Raw genomic sequence first — 25588 nt, forward strand, 5'->3', positions numbered from 1 at the left:
TGTGTATAAGTCGCTTCTCAAACCGCTTCTTTTCCTCAAGAAACCTGAAGACGCCCATCATTTCACCTTTGACTTGACCAAATTGACATTTAACCTGCCGGTCATCCATACTTTGGTGAAATCTAATTTCCAACTGGAAGACCCACGATTGGAACGGGAGGTTTTTGGATTGAAGTTTAAAAATCCGGTAGGCTTGGCGGCTGGTTTTGACAAGGATGCCAAACTGATCGATGAGATGGCCATGTTGGGTTTTGGATTTATTGAAATCGGTACTTTGACTCCAAAACCTCAAGAAGGAAACCCTCAACCACGGCTCTTTAGGCTTCCGAAAGATGAAGCCCTGATCAACAGGATGGGATTCAATAATGGAGGAGTGGCAGACGCGGTTGAACGATTGAAAAAGCGAAAGTCAGAGGTGATTGTAGGGGGGAATATTGGTAAAAACAAGGTGACTCCAAACGAAAATGCGGTGGACGATTACCTGTATTGTCTGGAGGCTCTTCACCCACACGTGGACTATTTTGTAGTCAATGTGAGTTCCCCAAACACGCCCAATCTCCGGGATTTGCAGGAAAAGGAACCATTGAAGCAGTTGCTTACCGCCGTAAAATCGGCAAATGATCAAAAAGCCAAGCCAAAACCTATTCTTTTGAAAATTGCCCCTGATCTTTCCGATGGACAATTGGATGATATCATTGAAATCGTAAAAGAGACGCGGATTGATGGCGTCATCGCGACCAATACGACCATCGACCGTTCGAAACTGAGCACTCCAAAGAATGAAGTGGAAGCCATTGGGGCAGGTGGAGTGAGCGGAAAAGTGTTGGGAAAAAGAAGTACCGAGGTGATCCGGTACTTACATCAGAACTCAAACGGTGCCTTCCCGATCGTGGGAGTGGGGGGTATTTTCTCTGCCGAGGATGCCATCGAAAAGCTGGAGGCCGGTGCGAGCTTGGTACAAGTCTACTCGGGCATGATTTATGAGGGACCAAGTTTGATCAAAAAGATCAAGAAAGGACTTCTGGCATATTTTTCCCGGTAAGTTGGCTTTCTTCTGCCTTTTGGCTAAACTTATTATCGTACTTTCAACCCTAGATGGCATCAGATTCACCCAAGACTAATACTTTTCGAAAGAAATCCGAGAATGCAAAAAAGGCTCATTCTGAACCTAGGAAGCCTCTTTTTTCATTTGGTAAAATTGACACACGGCAGCTCGGACTCACGTTTGGGATCATCCTGATTTCGATAAGTATCTTCTTGTTTATTGCCTTTGTCTCCTACATGCTCAACGGGCCTCAGGATCAAAGCCTGGTTATGAATAATCCCGATCAGGAAATCCGCGAATCTGCTAGGGAGTCAAAAAATTGGGTCGGCTATCTCGGTGCTCAGGCTGCCAACTGGATGATTTACCGTTGGTTTGGGGTCGCAGCATTTCTCTTTCCCCCTTATCTCTTCCTCCTTGGATTTCGCTGGACGTTCAAATTTTCCCTGATTTCCTTGACCCGATATGCTGTATTTGCCTTATTCTTCACTGCTTGGTTGGGCTTGCTGACAGGCTATGCAGTCATCTTGGTGGAGGGATATTCCTATTGGAGCTTTCTTTCGGGGGGACTGGGCTACGAATTGGCCAAGCTTTCCGATGATTTTCTCGGAATGGGTACCTTCATTCTCATTGCTGGGGCTTTCTTGATTTTTGTGGTCCTATTCTTTGGTATACAGCAGTTGAATTGGTTTTCTCCGAAAGAAAAAAGCGAGGAAGATCTGCCACTGGAGCCAAAAGCAAGAGGAATTGCTCCGAATCCATTTGTGGATGAATCTTTGGAAAAAGAAGAGTTGGAGGAAAAGGAAGATTTTGTGGACGACGGAAGTGAATGGGAAGTGAAAACCGCCCCGATCGATTTGGATAATAGTGTGCCTGAGTCAAAGGGGACTACTCCAGCAATTTCTTCACCTGAACTATCATTTACTTATCCTGAAGAGGATCTGGCAGAAGAGGAGGATATTTTTGATGTTCCCCAAGTCAATCTTTTGGAAGAAGGAAATGGCACAAAGCCGACAAAGGAAGGCAATTTCACAGTACAAAAAGCTCCTGAGCTGGAAAAGACTGCAGCAGAGGTTGAAAACTTGGATCCTTATGATCCCACCTTGGATTTGCCAAGATACAAATACCCGACACTGGATTTGCTCAATGAGTATGATGTCAAAAAGGTGACTGTTTCCCGTCAGGAGCTGGAGGAAAACAAGGACAAAATCGTCACCACGCTTGAAAATTTTCAAATTGGGATTCAGGGTATTCAAGCTACGATCGGTCCTACAGTGACCTTGTATGAAATCGTCCCCAATCCCGGGGTTAAGATTTCCAAAATCAAAAATCTGGAAGATGACATTGCCCTTAGTTTGGCTGCTTTGGGCATCCGTATTATTGCGCCGATTCCAGGAAAAGGAACCATCGGGATCGAGGTGCCCAACAAAAACAGAGAATTGGTACCTGCAAGGGCTGTTTTGGGAACAGAAAAATTCATGAAGTCCGACAAGGATCTTCCTATTGCATTGGGTAAAACCATTTCCAATGAAGTCTTTGTGGCGGATTTGGCTAAAATGCCCCACCTCCTGATGGCGGGTGCCACGGGTCAGGGTAAGTCTGTGGGCTTGAATATGATTTTGGCTTCCCTGATTTACAAGAAGCATCCCTCTCAGCTGAAGTTTGTCTTGGTCGATCCCAAAAAAGTGGAATTGACGCTGTTTAATAAGATCGAACGACACTTCCTCGCCAAACTCCCGGGATCGGAAGAGGCCATTATCACTGATACCAAAAAGGTGATCTACACCCTCAATTCCCTATGTATTGAGATGGATAACCGGTATAACCTCCTAAAAGATGCGGGTTGTCGAAATCTCAAAGAGTATAATGCCAAGTTCATTGCCCGAAAACTGAATCCGGAAAAAGGACATTATTTCATGCCTTATATCGTACTGGTGATCGACGAGTTGGCTGACTTGATGATGACGGCAGGAAAAGAGATCGAGGCACCGATTGCACGATTGGCACAGCTGGCACGGGCGATCGGGATTCACTTAGTGGTTGCTACGCAGCGTCCTTCGGTCAATGTGATCACGGGCATTATCAAGGCCAACTTCCCCGCCCGCCTTTCATTTAGGGTGACCTCCAAAATCGACTCCCGTACCATTCTCGACGCAGGAGGTGCTGATCAACTGATTGGTCAGGGGGACATGCTCCTTTCTCATGGTTCTGAAATGACCCGAATCCAATGCGCCTTCCTCGACACACCTGAGGTAGACCATATTTGCGATTGGATTGGAGAGCAAAAGGGCTATTCTTCTGCCTATTTGTTGCCAGAGTTTGAAGGAGAAGATGGGGAAGGTTCTGCCAAAGACATAGATCTAGCCGATCGTGACCCTCTTTTTGATGAGGCAGCGAGATTGATTGTGCTCCATCAGCAGGGAAGTACTTCTCTGATTCAGCGCAAGCTCAAGCTAGGCTATAACCGTGCTGGTCGAATAGTGGACCAATTGGAAGCGGCCGGAGTGGTTGGACCGTTTGAAGGATCCAAAGCCCGTGAGGTACTTATCCAGGATGAGGCCAGTTTGGAACGGTTATTGAATAGCCTGTAAACGCTGCTTTTCCCAGTTCCGGCAGCGTGTTTCCATGAAATTCAACAACCTTCTATTCTCTCTTTTTTTGCTGATTGGTGTGGCTTCCCAAGGCTACGCCCAAAAGGATCCCAAAGCAAAAGCAGTCTTAGATGGCATGAGCCAAAAGTACCAAAGTATGAAAGGCTTCACTGCTAGTTTTGATTACACTTTTCAGGATGGTGGTGGTGCCGGAGATCGACAGACCGGTGAGATTGCAGTAAGTGGGGAAAAATACCGTCTTAAACTCCCTGATCAGGAAATCTACAACGACGGCAAGACGGTCTGGACCTTTATCCAAACCAATTCCTACAAGGAAGTTACCATCAATGACGCCACGCAGATGGAAGGGGAATTAACGCCCTCAAACATTTATAAAATGTATCAAACCGGCTTCAATTATAAGCTGCTGGCCGACAAAACATATCAAGGAAAAGCGGTTAGCGTGGTAGAATTGACAGCTCTCAAGGCCAATGCGCCTTTTAAGCAGGTGAAGCTGATGGTGGACAAAAGCACCCAAGACCTCTTGGGCTGGGAAATGTTTGATGGCCAAGGAGGCGTGTTTTCGTACTCTTTCAAAAACATGAAAGCAGCCCCAAGCTTACCGGCAGATTATTTTGTTTTTGATGTGAAAAAGCACCCCGGGATTGAGGTGATTGATTTGAGGTGACGGTGATTTTTCTATTCCGCTCAAATTTCCTTCAAAGTGCTTCTGAAGTTCAATTTCGTACTATCTGAATTTTACCTCCCTATCCAGTTTGGTAATTTTTAACTAATCTTTTTATCCTAACTAGGGATATTATCCGATATTTTCTTTACTTCCACTAAACTAATTGGTTAAAAAGTTCAAGCCTTGAGCGTTCGGAGCCAGTTTTGGATGATGTCCATCCCGTATTGGGTCAGGTAGGCTTCGGGATGGTATTGGATCCCCAAAATGGGCAGGCTTCGATGTGCGATTCCCATGATTTCTCCGCCTTCTGTCTCTAATATCGATTCTAGGCAATCCGGCAAATCGGTCAATTGGAGCGAATGGTAGCGAGTGACCTGAAAACGTTCCGGAAGATTATGGGTAAAAAAATGTGGCCGGGTCTGTCGGATAGTATGGACCTTTCCATGAGTTGGCACAGTGTTTTTGACTAATTTGGCACCGAACAATTCCCCGATCGCCTGATGACCGAGGCAGACGCCGAGGATGGGTACTTGATCGACATACTTTTTCAGAATGGGCATCAAATTGCCTGATGTGGCCGGTGTCCCCGGTCCGGGGGAAAGGATCAAGCCCTTGAAATCAATCTTGTCGATTTCCTCCAAGGAGACCTTATTCCGTTTGATAATCAACTCTTCGCCGGTTTGCCTGATCAGATCGGCGAGGATGTGACTGAAGGAGTCAAAATTGTCAATCAGCAGCAGCATCTTTCCTGAACTCTTTTACAATCTCGTCCATGGTCTCGATGGCTTGCTTGACCTTGGGGAAAATAGGTTCCAGCACCCAAATCACACTCGGGGCGAGTGGCTCGATGTATTGGAGATATTCGCTTTTGGCCCGCCATTCCCGTGGCATTTTGAGGTCAAACTGTAGCGAAAGCCACATAAAAAGGCTGATGAAAAATCCGGATTTAACTATCCCCAAAATTGCGCCAGCAATGCTGTCAAAACCGCCAAGCAGGATCATATCCATCATTTTTTTCAATATCCAACCCGCCAGATTCACAATAAGCAAGGTTAGAAAAAATACAATCAGAAAGGCTATGATTGGAAAGGCGAAGGTGAGTTCGTCCAGATTTGCAGCAAGCCATTTGCTCACCGGGTCCATAAAGTAAACCCCAAGGATGATAGCCAAAACAAAGCCTATGAGCCCCACAATACTCAGCAACAAGCCTTTCTTGTAGCCCTCATAGGCTCCCAATCCGATTAGGATCAATATGACGATGTCAATCGGTGCCAAATCAGCTGTTGAGCAGGGATTTTACCTTTTCAGAAATAGCCTTACCATCTGCTTTTCCTGCCAACTGCTTGCTCGCCACGCCCATTACTTTACCCATGTCCTTTGGACCGGCAGCACCGGTGACATTGATGATCTCCTGAATGGCAAAAGTCAATTCCTCATCAGTCAAGGCCTTTGGCAAAAATTCCTGGATCACGGCTAACTCAGCCAATTCCACTTCCAAAAGGTCGGCCCTTCCTTGCTTTTCATAGATGTCTGCGGAGTCTTTCCGCTGCTTGGCAGCTTTGGTGAGGAGCTTCATCTCGTCATCTGAGCTCAAGGTTCCGGAAAAACCCTCTTTGGTCTCCTCCAACAAAATCATCGATTTGATGGCTCGCAATGCGGTCAATCTCACCTTGTCTTTAGCGATCATGGCGGATTTTATTTGACTTTCTACATTCTGCTTTAAACTCATTCGTCCTAAGTTTGTGTTACTACTTCAATACCGGGTAAAAATACCCCTTTTTCCTTGCCGATATGACAAAGCTGAGTGTAAATATCAATAAGATCGCCACCCTGCGCAATGCCCGTGGCGCCAACAATCCCAACGTGGTCAAGGTGGCCTTGGACTGCGAGCGATTTGGTGCACAGGGGATTACAGTGCATCCACGGCCTGATGAACGTCACATTCGATATCAGGATGCAGTGGATTTGGCAAAAGTGGTAAAGACGGAGTTCAACATTGAGGGCTATCCCGATCAGCGATTTATGCAACTGATCCGTGAAGTGAAGCCTGCCCAAGCGACCTTGGTCCCTGATCCGCCGAATGCCATCACCTCCAATACCGGTTGGGATACCATCGCTCATCAGAGCATGCTGAAAGACATCGTGGCCGAGCTCAAAGAAATCGGCACCCGTGTATCCATCTTCATCAATCCCGAAGCAAAATACTTCGAACCCGCCAAGCTCACGGGCACCGACCGGGTAGAACTCTACACCGAACCTTACGCTTCACACTATCATCAGAACCGGGAGAAAGCCGTAAAACCCTATGTGGAAGTAGCCAATCTCGCCCGAGAACTCGGCTTAGGGCTGAATGCCGGGCACGACTTGGACTTGCACAACTTGGCCTACCTCAAGCAGCAGATTCCATTCTTGGAAGAAGTCTCCATCGGCCACGCGCTAATCTGCGATGCGCTGTACTACGGATTGGAAAATACAATTCAGATGTACAGAAGGCAGTTGGAGATTTGATTGATTGAAAGAACTTGTCCGACGTGGCGGATTGAAAAATTAGAAGATTGGAAAATTGGTATCACTTAGGCGGATGGTTCCCAATTTCTAAAATTTCCAGTTTCGGTTATTGCTGACACTAACCGAGGTGTAAAGGTACCTACCAAGCCTGTGATTGGAACTAAAAAAAGCCTTGGCTTTTTTCTTTGGGTTCTTGAAAAGGGTTGAAAAAGGGAAAGGCTTTGAGGTCTAATCTTATAACTCCTTCTTCTGCTCCTTTTTTTCTTTGCGAAACTTTGCGGTTAAAAAAGTCATTTACCAAGGGGTGATTGATATTTTACCATTGAAAAGGTAATCTTTCCTCATGACCTTCTTATTGATAAATCGAAATTTGAATGAAGCTTAACTTCAAAAAATCCGGCTCCGGCCCTCCTCTCGTCATTCTCCACGGACTCTTTGGTTCGCTGGACAACTGGTTTTCCATCGCCAAGGAACTGGTCGAGCACTACACCTTGTATCTCGTCGATCAGCGAAATCATGGAGACTCTCCCCATTCCGAGGAGTGGAACTATGCCGTGATGGTGGAAGATTTGAAGGAACTTATCGATGACGAAGGACTGGAAAAAATCTACCTTATGGGGCACTCCATGGGCGGGAAAACGGTGATGAACTTTGCTGTAACCTATCCCGAGCGGGTCGAAAAACTAATCGTCGCTGACATCGCCCCAAGATTTTACCCCATCCACCATCAGACGATTTTGGAAGGATTGAATTCTCTGAAGCTAAGCGAAATCAAATCCCGAAAAGAAGCCGATGATCAGTTGGCACATTACATTCCGGAACTAGGAGTAAGGCAATTTTTGCTTAAAAGTCTGACTCGGGACGCTGAAGGCTTTGCCTGGAAGATCAACCTGAAAATCATCACCGAAAAGATTGAAAACGTCGGAGAAGCCTTGGCCGATGGGGCTGTCTTTGAAGGACCAACCCTTTTTCTCGCAGGTGCCAATTCCAACTACATCCAGCAAAAGGACTTGCCTGACTTGGAGGCCCATTTCCCGAATTACGAACTCGAGTTTATCCCCAATGCCGGTCACTGGCTCCATGCCGAGCAGCCTCATGCAGTCGTGGAGGAGATGAGAAGGTTTTTGGGCTAAAACGAAAAAGGGGTGAATCTGCATCAGATCTCACCCCTTTTTTTCAGCTTTCTGCCTTTAGCTTTCTGCCTTTCACTTCACCTTCTTCCCATGCTTCATCACCATATCCACATCCTGTAGCAGGTTGATGTAGCGAAGGACATCTCCACGCACGGCGATGATGTCGGCGTATTTTCCTTCAGAAATCGTCCCATAGTCCTTGTCCACTTTCATGGCCACCGCAGGCCAGTAGGTGGCTGCTTTGATGGTCAGGAGTGGATCCATGCCAAAATGATTGACCCAGACATCGAGTTCGTTCCAGGTGCTTTGGCTGTGAAATTTCATCGGTATGCCACTGTCCGTACCCACCAACATCACCACGCCACTTTCTTTCAGTTGCGCAAACTTCCGATCCAGAGTCGGCTTTCTCACCGGAGTCAATTGGAAGTAAGACATCCTTCCCGGAAAGCGTAGCGAAGCCCGTATATCCCGAATGATCGAATCCGGCAAACCTAAGTGCCAGGAAGTATCATCCAGCTTTTCGGGATTGTCTCGGACATATTCGTAGTTGAACAAGCCCTCGACGGTGGGGGTCCAGAAGAGTGGCCCCAAGTTCATTTTGGCTGCCCGCTCTTTCATCATTTGCATAATGTCCTCGGGATATTCCGGCGCCGAACTCAAACCCGTATGTTCAAAATTATCCACGCCGATCTGCAATCCGATGCGGATTTCGTCGGGTCGATGAGAGTGGCCTACGACCATTTTCCCGTACTTATGCGCTTCATCGACTACTGCCTTGGCTTCCTCGAGGGTCATTTGATCCTGATCGATCAATTTGATCACATCCACCCCGGCATCGATGAGTTTTTTGACTTTGGCCCGTGCATCGGCGGCCCCATTCACTCCCCAGCGGAAGGCTTCCGTACCAGGATAGGGTGCTTTTTGGATAAATGGACCGGATACATAGATCGTCGGACCGGGGATTTCCCCTCGCTTGATCCGTTCGCGAACGTTGATACTCGCTTCGAGTGGTGCGCCAAGGTCTCGCGCGCTTGTCACTCCTGCCATGAGCAATTGATGCGCAGAAGAAGGCATGATCACCGACTCAAAGACATCGATGTAGGTGCTGTCCCAATGGGTGTAGTCGCTGTGTCCATTCAGCATCAGGTGAACATGCATATCCCAAAGACCCGGAAGAACACTCATTCCTTCGGTGGAAATAACTTCTGCACCTGCCGGGATTGCTAGGCTGCCCACTTGCCCTATAGCTTTGATCCGCTCGCCTTCGACAATAATGACCGAATTGCGAATCGGCGTACCACCAAAACCGTCGATCAGGGTGCCACCGACGAGGGCTTTGAGGTTTTGGGCAGATACTTGAAAGGAAAATGCAAGAAATAATAGGGTGAGAAATTGACTTGGCTTCATAGCTTGGTTGGGATAATGACCCAAAAAGTTACAAAAAAAGCTGCCAGAATTTCTGACAGCTTTTTGCTAGTTATGAATAACTTTCACTTGATTCGATAAGAGTATCCGATTTCTACAGAAGAATAGCTTAGACTTGTCGAATGAGTTACTGAATAAGTTTCACCATCAAGTAATACTTCTGGAAAATCTCTAACGATCACCGAATTCATCAAAGAAATCCCAAGAGTTCCTTTTACAAATAAAGTCGATCTTTCGCCGACTGCATAGTGCAGCTCAAGACTTGGCTTTAGCAAAGGGAAAACCCGGCTTTTGACTTCCTGCGAACCTGAAAATGTGAGGTCATAAAGAGGTACTCCATAACTAGTGAACATCACTTTAAATGAATGATCATTTTGGTAGTACCTGTCAGCTAATGTCACTATACCAGCCCCAAACGCAAAATTCAGTCGAAAGGAGAACTTACTGCCAGGAATAATATGATTGTAGCCGATAAGAGGTAAAATGGAGAAGTGATGGATTTCTCCCACTCCTGGCCTGCTAATTCCATATTGAAACCCGTTTCCATACCGGTTTACCCCAAGATCGATTCCATAAATCAACCCATCCTCTTTGATCTTTAGTCCTGAAGCTGTGATTGACCAACCGCTAGTATTTACAGTTCTTAATCCATCTAAGTTGCCACTATAGCCCCAATTGATCTTTGGAAATCCAAAGGAGAGATTGAAAGTACTTTGAGCATAAACTTTGGACTGGATTGCAAAAAATATAAGCAAGGCTATTACTGCGTTTTTGAGCATGGAGAATTTCCCTTTATTATTTCAAAAGAATCTGATATCCCAGTTGTATAGCCCAAAAATCTCCCTTGAGCTTATGTTTGGAATTGGAAAGAATCCCTTCCAATTGGAAATTGTTGAATTCCTGAAGGATTAAAGGTTGGCCTATTCCGACTCCATATTGAAACCTTGCGGTAAACTTAGAATATTTGGAAGCCCTAAAGGTCAAGCCTGCTTCGGGCCGTATTACTACCGACCAGGAATTTGCCTTTTCCTGAGCGGAGTAAGGGGTCTGCTCCAGAGGAACGGTGTTCCAATCACCGCTTGGGTTTAGTTCTCTTTTTCCTACGATTCTAAAATTGGTTTCATTCAATTCACGATCATTACCATTGTTCCATTGGATACTTGGGCCAACGCTTAAAAATCCGCCAAATTTTGACTCCCCAAATTCCTTGTTGTAAATCAACTTGGGAGTGATTCCCAAATTAAAAAAAGGTGTACTACCTGCGGAATAGCTGGAGTAATCGGTATTTGTCCGGATTGTGTTGGTTATTCGATGAATTGAAACATCCAAGCCCCAAGTAATTGACTTTTGAATGTTTTTTTGAAACTCCAAGCCAACGGCATAAGAACCTGTCGCTTCAGAAATGATAAATGGCGCATTGGCATCATTTGACCAAGTATACTTAGGAACGCCAAAATTGATTCCAATTGAATTCTGGGCAATTGAAATGTTCGAAATCAGGAAGAGAACTAGTGAAAATATAATTCTGATGTTCATTTGATTTTTCATAAAGGCTTGTTTTAAAAATTTAATCCGAATAAAAGAAAAACGGACTATATAATTCAATATTGTGATTAATCTTTCAGGTATTTTTTCATATCTGATTACCAGCTTAATAACAGCTTTTGAATCGATTTTTCTGGCATTTTCAGGCACTTGCCATTTTTCTTCCGAATTTCGCCCCCATGCCCAAAGGAAAGCTTTTCTTAATCCCCAATGTCTTGGCAGACAACACTGCCCATTGGGTCATCTCTCCGCAGGTACAGGAGGTGATTGCCCATACCAAGATCTTTTTGGTCGAAAATCCCCGCTCTGCCCGACGCTACATTTCCAGCCTTAAACTGGGAGTCAATCTCGAAGAGGTGCACATGGAAGTGTTGGACAAAGAAACCAAACCCGAGCAACTTCCACGCTTGATGCAACCTCTTATGAACGGCGCAGATATCGGAGTAATTTCGGAGGCTGGCTGTCCCGGAATCGCTGATCCGGGAGCCTTGGCCGTAGCCTATGCTCACCAAAAGGGAATTCAAGTCGTCCCGATCTCAGGACCTAGTTCCATGTTTTTGGCGCTGATGGGTTCTGGCTTCAATGGGCAATCTTTTGCTTTCCACGGCTATTTGCCCATTGATAAAAAAGACAGAACTGCCGCTATTAAAAAACTGGAAGCTGAATCCATTCGGGAAAAACGCGCCCAGATTTTTATGGAAACACCCTTCCGAAATAATCAACTTTTCGAGGATTTACTTTCCACTTTGGCACCGCTTACCAAGCTTTGCATTGCCAAAAACCTCACCGCGGCGGATGAAATGATCCAAACCAAGACCGTCGCCGATTGGAAAAACCATCCCGTTGACCTGCATAAGATTCCCACTGTTTTTGTCCTTCAAGCCTTCTGAGCCATGTTTACGATAGATGCGCACCTCGACCTGAGTATGAATGCCCTCGAGTGGAATCGGGACCTTACCCGGCCCGTCTCCGAGATCAATGTCCGTGAAAAAGGCCTGAGCGACAAGCCCGACCGAGGTAATGCAACCGTCTCTCTTCCTGAGCTTCGCAAGGGAAATGTCGGGCTGGTGGTGGCGACACAGATCGCCCGATTCGTGGCTCCGGAAAATCCCCTTCCGGGTTGGCATTCGCCCGAACAGGCTTGGGCTCAAACTCAGGGGCAATTGGCTTGGTATCGTGCGATGGTTGAAAAAGGGGAAATGACCCAAATCCGAAATTGGAATGAGTTGGAAGCGCACTTGGCTCACTGGAATCAAGGCGAGGACAAAATCCAAAAGCCGGTGGGATTTATACTTTCACTGGAAGGTGCGGACTCGATTGTGAATCTGAGTTATTTGGAAAAAGCCTACGAAAGCGGTCTCCGCGCTTTGGGTCCGGCGCATTACGGACCGGGTCGCTATGCCTTTGGAACAGATTCTTCCGCTCCTTTGAGTAAGCAAGGAAAAGAGTTGGTGAAGAAAATGGATGAGCTCGGGATCATTCTGGATGCTACTCACCTCTGTGATTTGGCGTTTTGGGATGCTTTGGAAATTTACCAAGGTCCCGTTTGGGCCAGTCACAACAACTGCCGTGCACTCGTCGATCACAATCGGCAATTTTCCGACGAAATGATCAAAGCGCTAGTCGATCGCGGAGCGGTCATCGGAGGCGCCTTTGATGCCTGGATGCTCAGTCCGGGTTGGGTGAGGGGAAAAAGCACTCCGAAAGAGCGAAATGTGACTCTTTCTACCGTACTGGATCACCTGGACCACATCTGTCAGATCGCCGGCAATGCCAATCACATCGGGATTGGGTCCGACTTGGACGGAGCTTTTGGTACAGAGCAAAGCCCGGCAGACTTGGAGACCATTGCCGATTTGCAAAAGATTCCTGAATTACTTCGAGGAAGAGGATATGCCGAATCTGATGTGGAAAAGGTCATGCACGGCAATTGGTTGAATTTTTTGAAGAAAGCTTGGGCCTGATCTAAGAATAATTGTCTTTTTCAACAAACTATGCTTTGCATAAGTTATTCTTATTGGATTATTTGCGTCCTAAAACCACCAGATTTAAGCGTATGAATTTCAAACATTTACTAACACTTTGCCTTTTCACCCTCTTTTCTACTGCTACTTTTTCCCAAAAAATCATGCTTTTTGCTAATCATAGTGATGCAAAGTTCACTTTGCTCAACGACTATGATGATTCAGATAAGCAAGAGTTGGGCACGGGTTCCGTGGAGTTAAAACTCGAAAAGGATTCCAAAAACAGAGTTAAGATCACTAAACCAGGTTACCAGCCGATCATCAAAGAATACAACAAGGACCTAAAATGGGACAAGGAACAGCGGATCACCTTGGACACCCGTCAGGTGGATATTACTGCGGAGCCCTTTGATGCTGAAATATATGTCGATGGTAGAATGATTGGCACGAAAGCCATTTATCTGTACATACAAAAGGATAGGTTTTTAACCGTTGAAGTAAAAAAACCTGGTTTTTCAACAGTTTCCAAAGTTTACTACAATCAGCCGGATAAGGAAACTCCTCCGATGAAGGATCATTTTACGCTGAAGGACCGTCAAGTCCGATTGGAAGTCCAGCCAGCAGATGCCAATGTAGCGACCAATGGAGTCACACTAGGTCGAGGTAATCAGGACATTAAAATTCCTTTTGGTGATTGTGTGACCACTACAGTTACGAAGGAAGGCTATGTCAATTTTGAAAAAGTTTTTTGTAACAAAGAAGGTGATCCAGAGCCACCGATTAGAGATAAGGCAGTCCTGGAGGATCGACTGGTTAAAATCACTACCGCTCCAAATGATGCCGCTATCGAAATTGGCGGAAAAAGGGTTGGCAATGGATCTTACGATCTGAAAGTGGCAAAAAATTCCTGTGTCGAAATCCGTGTGAGCAAAGACGGTTTTGTGCGATATATCAAAAACTACTGTAATCAGACCAATATGCAGGAGCCTCCTGTGACTGATTTTCTGGAGTTGGCTGTGGATGAGGCCTACACTTCATCAGTATCGTCTGATTTGGCAAACGTGAGGATTACTGTTCCGGTTAAGGCAGGAATAGCTCCTGAAGAAGCCTGGAAAATCTTGAGCTCCATCATTACAGGCTACTTTGATATTTTGGAAACGGTAGATTACAATACCGGCTACTTGACTACCGCCTGGCAAGTCCAAAACTTTCAATCCAGCATCATCAGAACCCGAGTGATTGTATCCACAGGCGGTAATACCGATCAGATAGCTTATGCAGTAAAATTGATCAGTCAGGAAGCTTTCTTGGATGGGAAAAATCAAGTGACCGTGAAGGATGACGAGAAATTTCAGGATTGGGCGCGTATCCTTAAAAAATATGATGGATTGATTCAGGAGATTCAGGCACGTCTCCAGTAAGAAAAGCGTTGAAGCTTCAATTTATCCCCGACACAATCTTGTCGGGGATTTTTTTTTGAAAATGTGAAAAAAAATATTTCAAGAAATCAATCGATTTCCATGTAGTTTTTGCTCTTGTTGGGGTTCGATGTGGCTTCAAAGGCATTTTTCGGAGCCTTATTCTTTTGTATTTTTTGATGCTTGAATAGAAAGAGCCTACTACCCAATTTAACCTCATGCGAAAGCCTCACTTATCCTTTTCCCAAATCATCAACATGAACGTTGGTTTTTTTGGGATTCAATACAGCTTTGGTCTCCAACAAAGCGCCGTCAATCCGATCTATGACATGCTGGGTGCGGCGCCAGATGAGATTCCGATTTTGAATCTTGCTGGCCCGATGACCGGCCTTTTGATTCAACCCATTATAGGTGCTCTCAGTGACAGCACCTGGAGTGAAAAGTATGGAAGGCGAAAGCCCTATTTCTTTATTGGGGCCTTGCTATGCAGCATCTGCCTGTTTTTTTACCCGTTTAGCAGTTCATTGTGGATGGCGGCAGGCTTACTTTGGGTGCTCGATGCCGCGAATAATACGGCAATGGAACCGTACCGCGCATTGATTGCAGATTCCCTTCCTGAAGAGCAATATGGAAAAGGCTTTTTGACACAAAGCTTCTTTACCGGTTTGGGCATTACGCTTGCCAATATCTCCCTTTTTGTTTTCCAGATTTTCTTCAAAGGCACCGTCGGTTCGCTCCCGATGTGGGTCTATGCTTCTTTCTTTTTGGGTACTGTCTGCTCGATCACCTCGGTGATGTGGAGCATTTCCAAAACTCCGGAATATCCGCCTTCACCAGAAGAATTGGCTGCTTTGAAGGAGCGAAACAAAGGCATGCCTAATCCTGCGATTCAGTTTTTTCTATCCATCCTCACCACCTTAGTAGCCTACACGATCTTCTTACTGCTTTTGATTCCTTCGATTTTTGACCGGGGTTTGATCAGGAGTGTGATGAAAAATGCTGAAAATAATCCAACTACACGAGTCATTTTCGCTCAAAATCTGGAGATTATCGAGTCCATCATGGAAATGCCCGCTGTGATGTGGAAGCTTGCCTTGGTCTATCTTTTCCAATGGTATGCCCTGTTCTGTTATTGGCAAAATGCCGCCAAATCCATCGCGCTCTCCGTGTGGGACGCAACCCCTTCAAGCGACCCTGCCAAGTATGAGGAAGCAGTAGGTTGGGCAGGTCTGGTCAATGGCTGGTACAATATCGTGACCTTCCTTTCTGCCTTTTTCCTGGCACGAATGACCCAGCGATTTGGTCCCAAAAAGGTGCATTTCATTTGTCTGCTGATGGCGGGAGTGGGACTGATCCTATTTCCGATGATTGAAAACAAGTACTTGCTGTTTGCTCCGATGACCGGATTTGGGGTCGCTTGGGCCAGCATGATGGGCGTGCCTTACCTGCTTGTCGTGAATGAAATTCCAAAGGAACGATACGGGGTCTACATGGGAATTATCAACATGATGATCGTGATTCCGATGATCCTGCAGACGCTGACCTTTGGTTTTATCTCCAAAAACTTCTTGGACAATGATGCCGGACAAGCCATCATTTTCGGTGGGTTTTTGCTGCTGATTGCGGCCCTCGCCACGCTTCGAATCAAAGAAAACAAGTCCATAGATCCTTCTACAGCGCCTGTTTCGGCAGGACATTAACTCCCTTTTCAAACCAACTGAACCCATTCCATGTACCCGGAATCTATTATTTCTGAAAAAATCCATCAACTCTTCCAAGAGCATTCCATTGACCCTTTCAAAAAGGATAAGGACTTTGCTGATCGTCTCCAAGCCCATTTGCCAAAAATCCATAGACTATTTGGGGAGATCTATGGAGGATGTTTTGATGCAGAGCAGCAGTTTATGGAATTGCTTCGAAGTCTGATTCTAGCCCACAAAAGCCGAGAGGCGGGTCTGAAAAAAAGGGATCAGGAAAAATCCGAAAAGGGCGTTTGGTTTCTCAGCAATCAGCTTGCAGGCATGAGCTTATACGTGGATCGATTTGCAGGAAGTCTGAAGATCATGCCGACCAAGCTTTCTCATCTCGAAGAATTAGGAGTGAATTTTCTTCACCTGATGCCGATTTTTGAAAGCCCGGCAGGTGAAAGTGACGGAGGCTATGCCGTATCGGATTTCAGAAAAGTGGATCCCCGTTTTGGGACTTTGGAGGATTTGATTTCCCTACGAAAAAACATGCATAGTCAAGGTATGTACCTTATGCTGGACATTGTACTCAACCATACTTCGCATCACCACGAGTGGGCGCAAAAGGCCAAAGCGGGAGATTCCTATTATCAGGACTTCTTTTACACCTATTCCAACCGCTCGATTCCGGATGAGTTTGAGCGGGACATGCCGGAGATTTTTCCGGAAAGTGCTCCGGGAAATTTCACCTGGAGTGAAGAAATGGGCAAGTGGGTGATGACGGTATTTCATCGCTATCAATGGGACCTGAATTACACCAACCCGAATGTCTTCCGCGCCATGCTGGATACCGTTTTGTTTTATGGTAACCTTGGTGTGGACTTGCTAAGGATAGATGCTCCAGCTTTCATCTGGAAACAGATGGGCACTTCCTGCCAAAACCTTCCCCAAGCACATACGCTTCTCCGATTGATCAAGCAGTGTGTACAAGTAGCTACACCCGGAATGGCCCTTTTGGGTGAAGCCATTGTGGCCCCTAAAGAAATTATGAAGTACTTTGGCACGGGAGAATTCATCGCTCAGGAATGTGATTTTGCCTACAATGCTACCCAAATGGCCCTTCAATGGGACATGCTGGCCTCAGGAGAAACCCGCGTCATGCTCAATGCGCAATCAGAAATTCTGAACAAGCCTTATGGAACTTCATGGATTACCTATACCCGTTGTCACGACGATATCGGACTGGGCTATGACGACTACATGATCGCTCAGGCAGGAAAAGATCCCTATCAGCATCGAAAATTTCTGAAAGAATACTATTCCTTTTCCGGAGATCAGTGGATGAGTCCGGCAAGGGGAGCCCTTTTCTCTTCCAATCCCAAAACTGGCGATGCCCGGATCAGTGGAACTCTGGCTTCACTTTGCGGATTGGAAAAAGCCCTGATTGAAGGCAATGGTCCGGCAATTGATCAAAGCATTCAGAAAATCCTGATGATGCAGGCGCATTCGATCTTTTTGGGCGGGTTGCCGATGCTTTTCTATGGGGACGAAGTCGGTTATACCAATGACTACAGCTATCAACATGATCCCGGAAAAAGCTATGACAACCGCTGGATGCACCGCCCGGTGATTGATTGGGAAAAGGTCAACCGCAAAAAAGTAGAAGGAACAGTCGAGCATCAGATTTTTGAAGGGACGAAGAGATTACTTCAGATCCGGAAGGAAAATGAGCTTTTCAGCGACTTGAGCAATATCTCTTGGATGAGTCCACACAACATCCACGTGGCAGGCCTTGTCCGCCGAATGGGAAATGAGCGGATGTACTGTCTGTTCAACTTCTCCGACAAGGCATCCTACCTGACTTGGTATGCCTTTCGCGAGCAGGGAGAAGGGTCTGGTAAACTTTGGGATCACTGGACACAATCCGAAGTAGAAATTGGGCCTGATCATGAATACCTGATTTTAGAGCCGTATGGGTTTCGGGTTTTAGAGCCTAAAAATTGACTAAACCTTCCAAGTTTTTAAAACCCGGAAGGTTTTTCAGCTTCTCATTGAAGATCCCCTGACGACCAGTTCGGTTTTCATCTCCAGAGTTTCATTTTGACCCATGTCCTGATTTTTTAGCAATTCGATCATCCATTCTGCCGCCCTGCTACCCATCCGATAGCCATATTGATCCACCGAACTCAAGGAAGGAGTGGTGTATTCCGAAAGCATCCAATTGCTAAAGCCTATCAAGCCTACCTGAGTTGGTATCTGATAGCCGGAGGATTTCAGGTAATTCATCGCTCCCAAAGCCACCAGATCCGTGATGCAAAATAATGCATCCGGCTTTTCTTCAGAATTCATCAAATCTCGGGTGAATTCGAAGCCTTCTTCTTCGGAAATCGCAAAGCAGTTTTTGACCAAGGATTCCTTGAATTCCAAGCCATGATCCTCCAAGGCTTTTTGGTAGCCCAAAAATCGTTCATGTGCGTTTTTAACTTCCATTCGTCCGCTGAGGTGGGCGATTTTTCGATAACCTTGCCGGATTAGATGGGTTACTGCCTGATAGGCTCCTTGAAAATCATCCACCTCGATTTTGGGCCCCGGTAGTTGATCTGTGACTTTGTCAAACTGGATCACTGGCTTGCCTTCATCCAAAAATGCCTGTAAGTGATCTGCCTCTTTGGTTTCATTAGAGACTGAAATCAGCAATCCATCTACACCCATTCCTAATAAGTATTGACTTGCCAGAATCTCGTCTTTCAATAAATCATAAGATTGGGCTAGGAGAATGCTATAACCATGCTTTTTCGCTGTTTCCATCGCGCCGCTAATGGTGGTAGAGAAAAAGTGATGGACAATCTGTGGCACAATCATGCCTAAAATCGAAGTTCGGTTTTTCCGGAAGTTCACCGCCATCGTGTTGGGTACATAATTGTGCTTTTCCGCATATTCCTTGACCATCTGAATGGTATCTTCCGAAAGAGAGGGGTAGCCATTGAGCGCGCGGGAAACGGTAGATGGGGAAAGATTGAGGTCTTTGGCAATGTCTTTTAGTGTGACTTTTCTTTTTTCAGCCATGGTTTAGGTTTATTGGGTTCGGCACGGTTGGCTCTTGTGCTATTTGATTCCAGAAAGTACAACTATTTAAACCCAAATCCATGTTTGAATAGTCCTTTCATACATTTTGTAAGTAAAAAAGGCAGGAAAAATTTTATATTCAATCCCAACCTTAAACCCAAACTAAATGAAACCTATTGTACAGATCTCGCTCGATCTGACGAATATCGATGAGGCACTGGAAACCGCCGCTTTGGCGCTTCGAGCAGGAGTAGACTGGCTGGAGGCTGGCACTCCCTTAATTTTAGCAGAAGGCCTCCATGGAGTCCGAAAACTGCGAGAAGCCTTTCCCGGAATTCCTATTGTCGCAGACCTTAAAACCATGGACGGGGGCTACCTGGAGGCCGAAATGATGGCTAAAGCCGGTGCTACCCACGTCGTGGTCATGGCCCGAGCACATGCCGAGACGATCAAGTGTGTGGTCAAGGCCGGGAAAGACTTTGGGGTGCAAGTGATGGGAGATAATATGATCTGTCCGGACATGGTGGAAGGGGCCAAATTTTTGGAAGACCTAGGCTGTGACTATGTCATCCATCATATCGGCTACGATGAGCGTAGAGGCATTGCCGCTGCAGGCCACCGTATGCCAAGTCCGCTCGATCAACTTCGGGAAGTAGTCGCTGCGGTCAATATTCCCGTGCAGGCAGTAGGTGGTCTTTCTCTCGAGCAGGCCATTCAATGCCCTCAATATGGAGCGCCTTTAGTCGTCTTGGGTGCGCCGCTCACCATCGATGCAGATTCTTTTAAAACGGCTGACGGAGATCTTGAATCCTCTCTTCGAATGATCTGCGAAGCTATCCATGCCCAAACCACTGTTTTCCCCTCTAAATCCTAAGCCATGTCCAGCACCAAAATACCCGCAGTAGTCAACTACTCCGAGCAAAAGCATTCCGTAGAAATCCGCGAAATCCCTGTTCCTGAAATCGGGGAAGAAGATATCCTTCTCGAAGTCGAAAATGTAGGAGTCTGCGGCAGTGACCTCCATCAATGGACTTCCGACCACAGTTGGCCGGTGAATTATCCGGTCGTATTGGGTCATGAATTTGGGGGGAAAATTGCCGCTTTGGGTTCCCGAGTCTCGGGTTGGAAGGTCGGTGATCGGGTCGTGTCTGAAACCGCTGCTGTGATCGATACCCAAAATCCCATGAGCAAGGTGGGACTTTATAATCTCGACCCCACCCGCAAAGGCTTCGGCTATGGGGTGAATGGTGCGATGACTCGATTTGTACGGGTGCCGGCAAGATGCCTGCATACTGTCCCTGAAAACCTTTCTTTCGAAGAAGCCTGCCTGACTGAGCCCTGCTGTGTCGCTTTCAATTCCTTGGTCGGAAATTCCCATATCAAACCAGGAGATCGGGTCATCGTCATCGGGCCGGGTACCATTGGGATTCTATGTGCAGCGGTGGCCAGACTTTGTGGTGCCGAAGTGGCCGTATTGGGTTTGGAAGCGGACCGAGGCCGACTGGAAATCGCCAAAAATGCCTACGGTTGTGATCCTCTTATCGGAGAAGATGCTGCCGAAGCCTGGGCTAGAAAGCGGGATGGATTGGGTGCCGACCTGATCGTTGATGCGGCAGGACATAGTATTACTCTCAAGACAGCAATGAAGCTGGTTAGACCAAACGGGCAAATCACCAAAGTAGGATGGGGACCTCAACCGCTGAATTTCTCCATTGACCCCATCGTGCAGAAAAATGTGCGTCTGCAAGGTAGTTTCAGTCATAACTGGCCGATCTGGGAACGGGTAATCGCACTGCTGGCAAGCGGAGCTTTGAATGTCAAGCCGATCATCGGAGGGGTGTGGCCGATTACCGATTGGCATACCGCTTTTGAAAAAATGCACACAGGGCAGGTGGTGAAGTCGGTTTTAAAGCCTGTTTAAATAGAACTTTATGCTTTACCAATTGCCTTTGAATTTATCCTTGATCCTGATTTTTTTCGATTTTGGGCTATTGGTATGGGTAATCCGTTCTTCGAAGTGGGAAAAATGGATGACTCTTTCCAGGATTGTGGCGTTCGTGCTTTTTTGTTCATTTTCTGTGTTGAAATGGATAGGTACTTCCCCAACTTTTGCAGCCTCATCTCCTAATGTGCTCATTTTCAAAAGCAGTGATGAGATCGGAAAGTTGTATTTCGCAAGGCAGAGAGATGAAGACCTTTTTATTTTTTGGGAAGAAAAAATAAATGGAAAAGAAGGAAGACTCACGTTTGAAATGGAGGGTGTTTCCTCAAATGGTCTTGTGATTTTCAAAGAGATCGATCAGAAGTTACTCGAATTTCGACCTAATTTGGAATTGGATGGGAATACTTGGAAGCCAATCCAATTGGATATAAATGATTCTGTATTTGAGCCTATCTCGCGAGAGGGAGAATTGGCATTTAAAAGCCATAGAAAAGTAGTTTGGGCCAATTATGCATCGCAGATTCTTTCGATAGCGTTTTTGACGATCTTTCTGATTACTTCATTTAAAAACCCAGAGAAAACGTCTTGATTTCTTAAACTAAAAATTCATGCGACTCAAAGACAAAGTCATTATCGTCACCGGAAGTACCACAGGTATCGGAAAAGCCATCGCCAAACGATGTGTAGCCGAATGTGCTAAAGTCATTTTGCACGGATTGGAAGGATTTCTTGGAGAGGAAGTTTTGGAAGAGATTGGAACAGAACATGCCGTATTCCATCAGGAAGACATTTCCGACGAGGGCTGTCCTGAGCGCTTGGTCAGGCTGGCGGTCGATCGTTTTGGCAGGCTCGATGCTGTGGTCAACAATGCCGCTTGGGTGATTCAGTCCAATATTGAAAACACCGACCGGGCGTTTCTCCAAAAAGTCCTGGATATCAATGCTATCTCCCCTTTTCTCCTGATTCAGGCCGCCTTGCCCGAACTAGCCAAAAATCAGGGCTGCGTACTTAACATCGGCTCGGTCAATGCCTGGAGCGGGGAACCCAATCTGTTGGCTTATTCGATTTCCAAGGGAGCTTTGATGACCCTGACCCGAAATCTGGGGGATTCCCTAATGCGCGATTATGGTATTCGGGTCAATCAGATCAATCCGGGTTGGGTGCTGACGGAGCGGGAAAAGGAACGCAAAAAAGATCACGGTCTATCCGAAACCTGGTATGAGGACTTGCCCAACATGTACGCTCCGGCAGGTCGGATTCTTTGGCCGGAAGAAATTGCCGCTGCGTGTATTTATTGGCTTTCGGACGAAGCAGGACCGATTTCCGGACAGGTGGTTGACCTCGAGCAATATCCCATGATCGGGCGAAATGCCCCCAAAGACACCTCAACTATTCACTGATTTATGCCAAAACTCGCCGCCTTTCCCAAGGCCTTTATGCAGCAGCTCTGCAAGGATGGGAGTATGAAAATCGCCGATTGGGTGAAATTAGCCGCCCCGCTTCAGATCGATGGACTGGAGTGGTATGCCGGATTTTTGGAGATGGCCGATGAAAAAAACTGGCCCAAATTCCGGAGAATGGTCGAAAATGAAGGCATGGTCATACCCATGATGTGCTGCTCTCCGGATTTTACTCATCGGGACAAAGCTTTCCGGGAAAATGAAATCCAAAAGCAAAAGCGCTGGATCGAAATGACCGATGCCTTGGGAGGGAAATACTGCCGGGTTCTTTCCGGTCAATACCGACCTGAGCTTTCTGTGGAAGAGGGAATTCAACTCGCCAAAGACTGCATCGAAGCCTGTCTCCCTTATGCCCAAAGTCTGGGAATTACCCTGATCATCGAAAATCATTACAAGGATGATTTTTGGGAATATCCCGAATTTGCGCAGAAGCGGGCTATCTTCACCAAGCTGGTCAATTCCATCCACCATCCCAACTTTGGGGTGAATTACGACCCGAGCAATACCTTTTTGGCAGGGGAAGATCCGTTGGACTTATTGTATGACGTGTCTGAGCGGGTGGTGACCATGCATGCGAGCGACCGGTTTTTAAAGTACGGGACGATCGAGGATCTTCGAAAAGTAGAGGGGGGAGCCATGGGGTATGCGAAAATGCTCAGTCACGGCGAAATCGGCAAAGGGATGAATGACTATGATGCGATCTTTACCGAACTAAAGCGGGTCGGCTTTGACAACTGGATCAGCATCGAAGACGGGGTGGATGGCATGGATCAGCTGGAGCGCAGTGTGGCGTTTTTGAAGAAGAAGATTGCGCAATATTGGCATAAATGATTTACGAGTTACGATGCTTCGACTTAGCTCAGCACAAGTTTACGATTTACGACATCTTTTCTTCAAGTTGACCTTGTTTTAAGGTGGAATCATTAGTGTTCTATTAATTTTCAAATCTTTCAATTTTCCAATATTTCAATCCAACCTACATGAAAAGTATCCAAATGAAATCTATCCCGAGCCAGTGCTTTTTGGGCGAAGGCCCGCTGTGGATCGCCAAGCGGGGCTGTTTCTTCTGGGTGGATATCGAAAAGGGAAACCTACATCGCTATCATTTAGCGACCGAACAACTCGAAATCCGTCATTTTCCACATCGATTGGCCGTGGTCTTAGAGGGAAAGAATGGAAAGTTGATTTTGGGTTTGGACCGGAAGCTGGTTCGCTACGATTGGGAAACGCAGGAGATCGAAGAGCTCTGTGCGGTTGAGGCAGGCTTGACTTTGAATCGGTTCAATGACGGGAAAGTAGATCCTCAAGGCCGAATTTGGATTGGAACCATGAGCACGCTTTTTACCGAAGGTGCGGGTTCGTTGTATCGAATTGATTCAAGTTTGCAGCCTGAATGCCAATTGAAAGGTCTTACCATTTCCAACGGGATGGCTTGGACAGCGGATATGCAAATATTTTACTTTATAGACACGCCCACGAAGAAAATCCAAGAATTTACCTTTGATCCCATGTCTGGCGCCATTGAGTTTCGACGAATTGCGGTGGAGATTCCGGAGGGATTGGGCTTCCCGGATGGGATGTGTATCGATCGGGATGGGATGCTATGGGTGGCGCATTATGCGGGTTCGGGTGTGTATTGCTGGAATCCGAATACTGGCCAACTTTTAGATAAAATCGAACTGCCGGTTCCTCACGTCACATCCTGTTGTTTTGGAGGGGAAAATTTGGATCTGATGCTGATTACCACAGCGCAGGAAAATCTGACAGCTGATGATTTGGAAAAGTACCCGCAGAGCGGGGATGTATTTTTGGTAAACGTAGAGGTCGGGGGATTTGAGTCGAATCCGGCGATGATTTAATTTTTCCCACAGATTATCACAGAAAAAAGACACTGATGGGCACAGATTTCAATGAGATACTCTCTGTGCAAATCTGTGATTTTAATCCGTGTGAATCTGTGGGAAATAAAAAAAGGCCAATCTCTCGATCAGCCTTCCCTTGTTCTATAACATCGGCCTAAACTGCCGAAGAAACCGCACGTCATTTTCGGTAAAGAGTCGCAAGTCACGGATCTGATACTTCAGCATCGCGATTCGCTCGATACCCATCCCGAAGGCAAAACCGGTGTATTTCTTGGAGTCAATTCCGCAATTTTCCAGCACATTCGGATCGACCATTCCCGATCCTCCGATTTCTACCCAACCGCTGTGCTTACACACGTTGCAGCCTTTACCACCGCAGATTAGGCAGGAAATATCGATCTCCGCACTTGGTTCGGTGAAGGGGAAGAAAGAAGGCCGGAACCTCACCTTGGTCTCCTTGCCAAACATCTCCTTGGCGAAGTGGTAAAGCGTATTTTTCAAATCCGCGAAACCCACATTTTCGTCTACATAGAGTCCTTCGACTTGATGGAAGATGCAGTGTGCACGGGCCGATATCGCTTCGTTTCGGTAAACCCTTCCTGGAGAAAGGGTACGGATGGGCGGTTTTTGATTTTCCATCACGCGAACCTGCACGGAGGAAGTATGGGTCCGTAGCGCGATATCAGGATTCTTCTCAATGAAAAAGGTGTCCTGCATTTCGCGTGCAGGGTGATTCTCAGGAAAGTTTAGCGCGGTAAAGTTATGCCAATCGTCCTCGATCTCCGGTCCTTCGGACAGGTTGAACCCGATGCGCTCAAAGATCTCGATGATCCGCTGACGGGTAGCCGTAAGCGGGTGAATGCCTCCCAATGCCACATTGGATGGAGGAAGCGTCAGATCGATATCCGCTGATTTCGACTTTTTATTGGCTGCATTGACTTTTTCGATCAGTTCCTGGAATTTCTCCTCAGCCAATTGCTTCACGCCATTGACGAGCTGACCATAGGCACGCTTTTCTTCATTGGGGATTTGGCCCATGGCGGCAAAAAGTTCGCCCACGACACTTTTCTTGGAGATAAACTCCATTCGATAAGCTTCGAGTTGGTCGGGTGTATGGGCGTCAGCCGCGGCAATGGCAGCTTTGATGGCTTCGATTTTCTCCTGATACATGAGTTGCGAGTTTTTCCGGTCACAAAGCTACCATTTTTAGGCTTTTTTGAATAAAAGTCTCTGACGAACTCATCGATCCCAATTTTTTT

At 46.4% G+C, this 25588-nt stretch carries 24 protein-coding genes; 16 read left to right on the forward strand and 8 right to left on the reverse strand.

Going from position 1 to position 25588, the window contains the following annotated elements; translation table 11 throughout:
* Position 1: 1 nt before the first annotated feature.
* Genes DDT91_RS15090 through DDT91_RS15100 form a run of 3 tightly spaced genes read left to right on the forward strand, consistent with a single transcriptional unit; the run spans position 2 to position 4321 of the window.
* Complete coding sequence (locus tag DDT91_RS15090; protein WP_187177026.1) at positions 2-1042, forward strand: quinone-dependent dihydroorotate dehydrogenase; 1041 nt, start codon at positions 2-4, stop codon at positions 1040-1042.
* A gap of 53 nt (positions 1043-1095) precedes the next feature.
* The gene (locus DDT91_RS15095) at positions 1096-3633 is read left to right on the forward strand and encodes a DNA translocase FtsK (RefSeq protein WP_187177027.1); all 2538 of its coding nucleotides are present in this window, start codon (positions 1096-1098) and stop codon (positions 3631-3633) included.
* Positions 3634-3667: 34 nt separating this feature from the next.
* On the forward strand, positions 3668-4321 hold the full coding sequence (locus tag DDT91_RS15100; RefSeq protein ID WP_187177028.1) for an outer membrane lipoprotein carrier protein LolA: 654 nt from the start codon (positions 3668-3670) through the stop codon (positions 4319-4321).
* Positions 4322-4497: 176 nt separating this feature from the next.
* Here the strand turns inward: DDT91_RS15100 and DDT91_RS15105 are convergent, their stop codons facing one another.
* Genes DDT91_RS15105 through DDT91_RS15115 form a run of 3 tightly spaced genes read right to left on the reverse strand, consistent with a single transcriptional unit; the run spans position 4498 to position 6050 of the window.
* On the reverse strand, positions 4498-5064 hold the full coding sequence (locus tag DDT91_RS15105; RefSeq protein ID WP_187177029.1) for an aminodeoxychorismate/anthranilate synthase component II: 567 nt from the start codon (positions 5062-5064) through the stop codon (positions 4498-4500).
* Positions 5048-5596 carry a CvpA family protein gene (locus DDT91_RS15110; protein ID WP_187177030.1) on the reverse strand — a complete coding sequence of 183 codons (549 nt, stop codon included), beginning with the start codon at positions 5594-5596 and terminating at the stop codon, positions 5048-5050. The genes DDT91_RS15105 and DDT91_RS15110 overlap by 17 nt, the downstream gene beginning before the upstream one ends.
* 1 nt (position 5597) lies before the next feature.
* Entirely contained in the window at positions 5598-6050 is a 453-nt protein-coding gene (locus DDT91_RS15115) for a GatB/YqeY domain-containing protein (RefSeq protein WP_187177031.1), read from the reverse strand.
* Positions 6051-6112: 62 nt separating this feature from the next.
* Here DDT91_RS15115 and DDT91_RS15120 point away from each other — a divergent pair, with 62 nt between their 5' ends.
* The gene (locus tag DDT91_RS15120; RefSeq protein ID WP_187177032.1) at positions 6113-6829 is read left to right on the forward strand and encodes a pyridoxine 5'-phosphate synthase; all 717 of its coding nucleotides are present in this window, start codon (positions 6113-6115) and stop codon (positions 6827-6829) included.
* A 374-nt stretch (positions 6830-7203) separates the two neighbouring features.
* Positions 7204-7962: an alpha/beta fold hydrolase gene (locus DDT91_RS15125; RefSeq protein ID WP_187177033.1), complete on the forward strand. Its 759-nt coding sequence runs from the start codon at positions 7204-7206 to the stop codon at positions 7960-7962.
* Between the two features lie 72 nt (positions 7963-8034).
* On the opposite strand, the gene DDT91_RS15130 is transcribed toward DDT91_RS15125, so the two are convergent.
* The 3 genes from DDT91_RS15130 to DDT91_RS15140 form a co-directional block, all read right to left on the reverse strand.
* On the reverse strand, positions 8035-9369 hold the full coding sequence (locus DDT91_RS15130; RefSeq protein ID WP_187177034.1) for an amidohydrolase family protein: 1335 nt from the start codon (positions 9367-9369) through the stop codon (positions 8035-8037).
* An 83-nt stretch (positions 9370-9452) separates the two neighbouring features.
* On the reverse strand, positions 9453-10166 hold the full coding sequence (locus DDT91_RS15135; RefSeq protein WP_187177035.1) for a hypothetical protein: 714 nt from the start codon (positions 10164-10166) through the stop codon (positions 9453-9455).
* 16 nt (positions 10167-10182) lie between these two features.
* Positions 10183-10935, reverse strand: a complete 753-nt coding sequence (locus DDT91_RS15140) for a hypothetical protein (RefSeq protein WP_187177036.1) — start codon at positions 10933-10935, stop codon at positions 10183-10185.
* Between the two features lie 176 nt (positions 10936-11111).
* Between DDT91_RS15140 and DDT91_RS15145 the strand changes: the two genes are divergently transcribed.
* The 5 genes from DDT91_RS15145 (at position 11112) to DDT91_RS15165 (ending at position 18003) form a co-directional block, all read left to right on the forward strand.
* A complete protein-coding gene (locus DDT91_RS15145) occupies positions 11112-11822 on the forward strand; it encodes an SAM-dependent methyltransferase (RefSeq protein WP_187177102.1) in 711 nt (236 codons plus the stop codon).
* 3 nt (positions 11823-11825) lie between these two features.
* Positions 11826-12896 carry a dipeptidase gene (locus DDT91_RS15150; RefSeq protein WP_187177037.1) on the forward strand — a complete coding sequence of 357 codons (1071 nt, stop codon included), beginning with the start codon at positions 11826-11828 and terminating at the stop codon, positions 12894-12896.
* A 164-nt stretch (positions 12897-13060) separates the two neighbouring features.
* Positions 13061-14317 (forward strand): hypothetical protein, encoded by a 1257-nt coding sequence (locus DDT91_RS15155; RefSeq protein ID WP_255502139.1) that lies wholly within the window; start codon positions 13061-13063, stop codon positions 14315-14317.
* A gap of 215 nt (positions 14318-14532) precedes the next feature.
* Complete coding sequence (locus tag DDT91_RS15160) at positions 14533-16014, forward strand: MFS transporter (protein ID WP_187177039.1); 1482 nt, start codon at positions 14533-14535, stop codon at positions 16012-16014.
* 30 nt (positions 16015-16044) lie between these two features.
* Positions 16045-18003 (forward strand): amylosucrase, encoded by a 1959-nt coding sequence (locus DDT91_RS15165; protein WP_187177040.1) that lies wholly within the window; start codon positions 16045-16047, stop codon positions 18001-18003.
* A gap of 36 nt (positions 18004-18039) precedes the next feature.
* Here DDT91_RS15165 and DDT91_RS15170 read toward each other — a convergent pair whose 3' ends face one another.
* The gene (locus DDT91_RS15170; RefSeq protein WP_187177041.1) at positions 18040-19065 is read right to left on the reverse strand and encodes a LacI family DNA-binding transcriptional regulator; all 1026 of its coding nucleotides are present in this window, start codon (positions 19063-19065) and stop codon (positions 18040-18042) included.
* A 166-nt stretch (positions 19066-19231) separates the two neighbouring features.
* On the opposite strand from DDT91_RS15170, the gene DDT91_RS15175 reads away from it, so the two are divergent.
* The 6 genes from DDT91_RS15175 to DDT91_RS15200 all read left to right on the forward strand — a co-directional run bounded on the left by DDT91_RS15175 (position 19232) and on the right by DDT91_RS15200 (position 24326).
* Complete coding sequence (locus DDT91_RS15175; protein WP_187177042.1) at positions 19232-19939, forward strand: orotidine 5'-phosphate decarboxylase / HUMPS family protein; 708 nt, start codon at positions 19232-19234, stop codon at positions 19937-19939.
* Positions 19940-19942: 3 nt separating this feature from the next.
* On the forward strand, positions 19943-20986 hold the full coding sequence (locus DDT91_RS15180; protein WP_187177043.1) for a zinc-binding dehydrogenase: 1044 nt from the start codon (positions 19943-19945) through the stop codon (positions 20984-20986).
* A 10-nt stretch (positions 20987-20996) separates the two neighbouring features.
* Positions 20997-21596, forward strand: a complete 600-nt coding sequence (locus tag DDT91_RS15185; protein ID WP_187177044.1) for a hypothetical protein — start codon at positions 20997-20999, stop codon at positions 21594-21596.
* Between the two features lie 19 nt (positions 21597-21615).
* Entirely contained in the window at positions 21616-22407 is a 792-nt protein-coding gene (locus tag DDT91_RS15190; protein ID WP_187177045.1) for an SDR family NAD(P)-dependent oxidoreductase, read from the forward strand.
* A gap of 3 nt (positions 22408-22410) precedes the next feature.
* Complete coding sequence (locus DDT91_RS15195; protein WP_187177046.1) at positions 22411-23298, forward strand: sugar phosphate isomerase/epimerase; 888 nt, start codon at positions 22411-22413, stop codon at positions 23296-23298.
* Between the two features lie 149 nt (positions 23299-23447).
* Positions 23448-24326, forward strand: coding sequence for an SMP-30/gluconolactonase/LRE family protein (locus DDT91_RS15200; RefSeq protein WP_187177047.1), 879 nt, complete (start codon positions 23448-23450; stop codon positions 24324-24326).
* Positions 24327-24470: 144 nt separating this feature from the next.
* Here DDT91_RS15200 and pheS read toward each other — a convergent pair whose 3' ends face one another.
* The gene (gene pheS, locus DDT91_RS15205; RefSeq protein WP_187177048.1) at positions 24471-25499 is read right to left on the reverse strand and encodes a phenylalanine--tRNA ligase subunit alpha; all 1029 of its coding nucleotides are present in this window, start codon (positions 25497-25499) and stop codon (positions 24471-24473) included.
* Positions 25500-25588 lie beyond the last annotated feature (89 nt).

This window comes from Algoriphagus sp. AK58, assembly GCF_014324365.1.
Classification (GTDB): Bacteria; Bacteroidota; Bacteroidia; order Cytophagales; family Cyclobacteriaceae; genus Algoriphagus.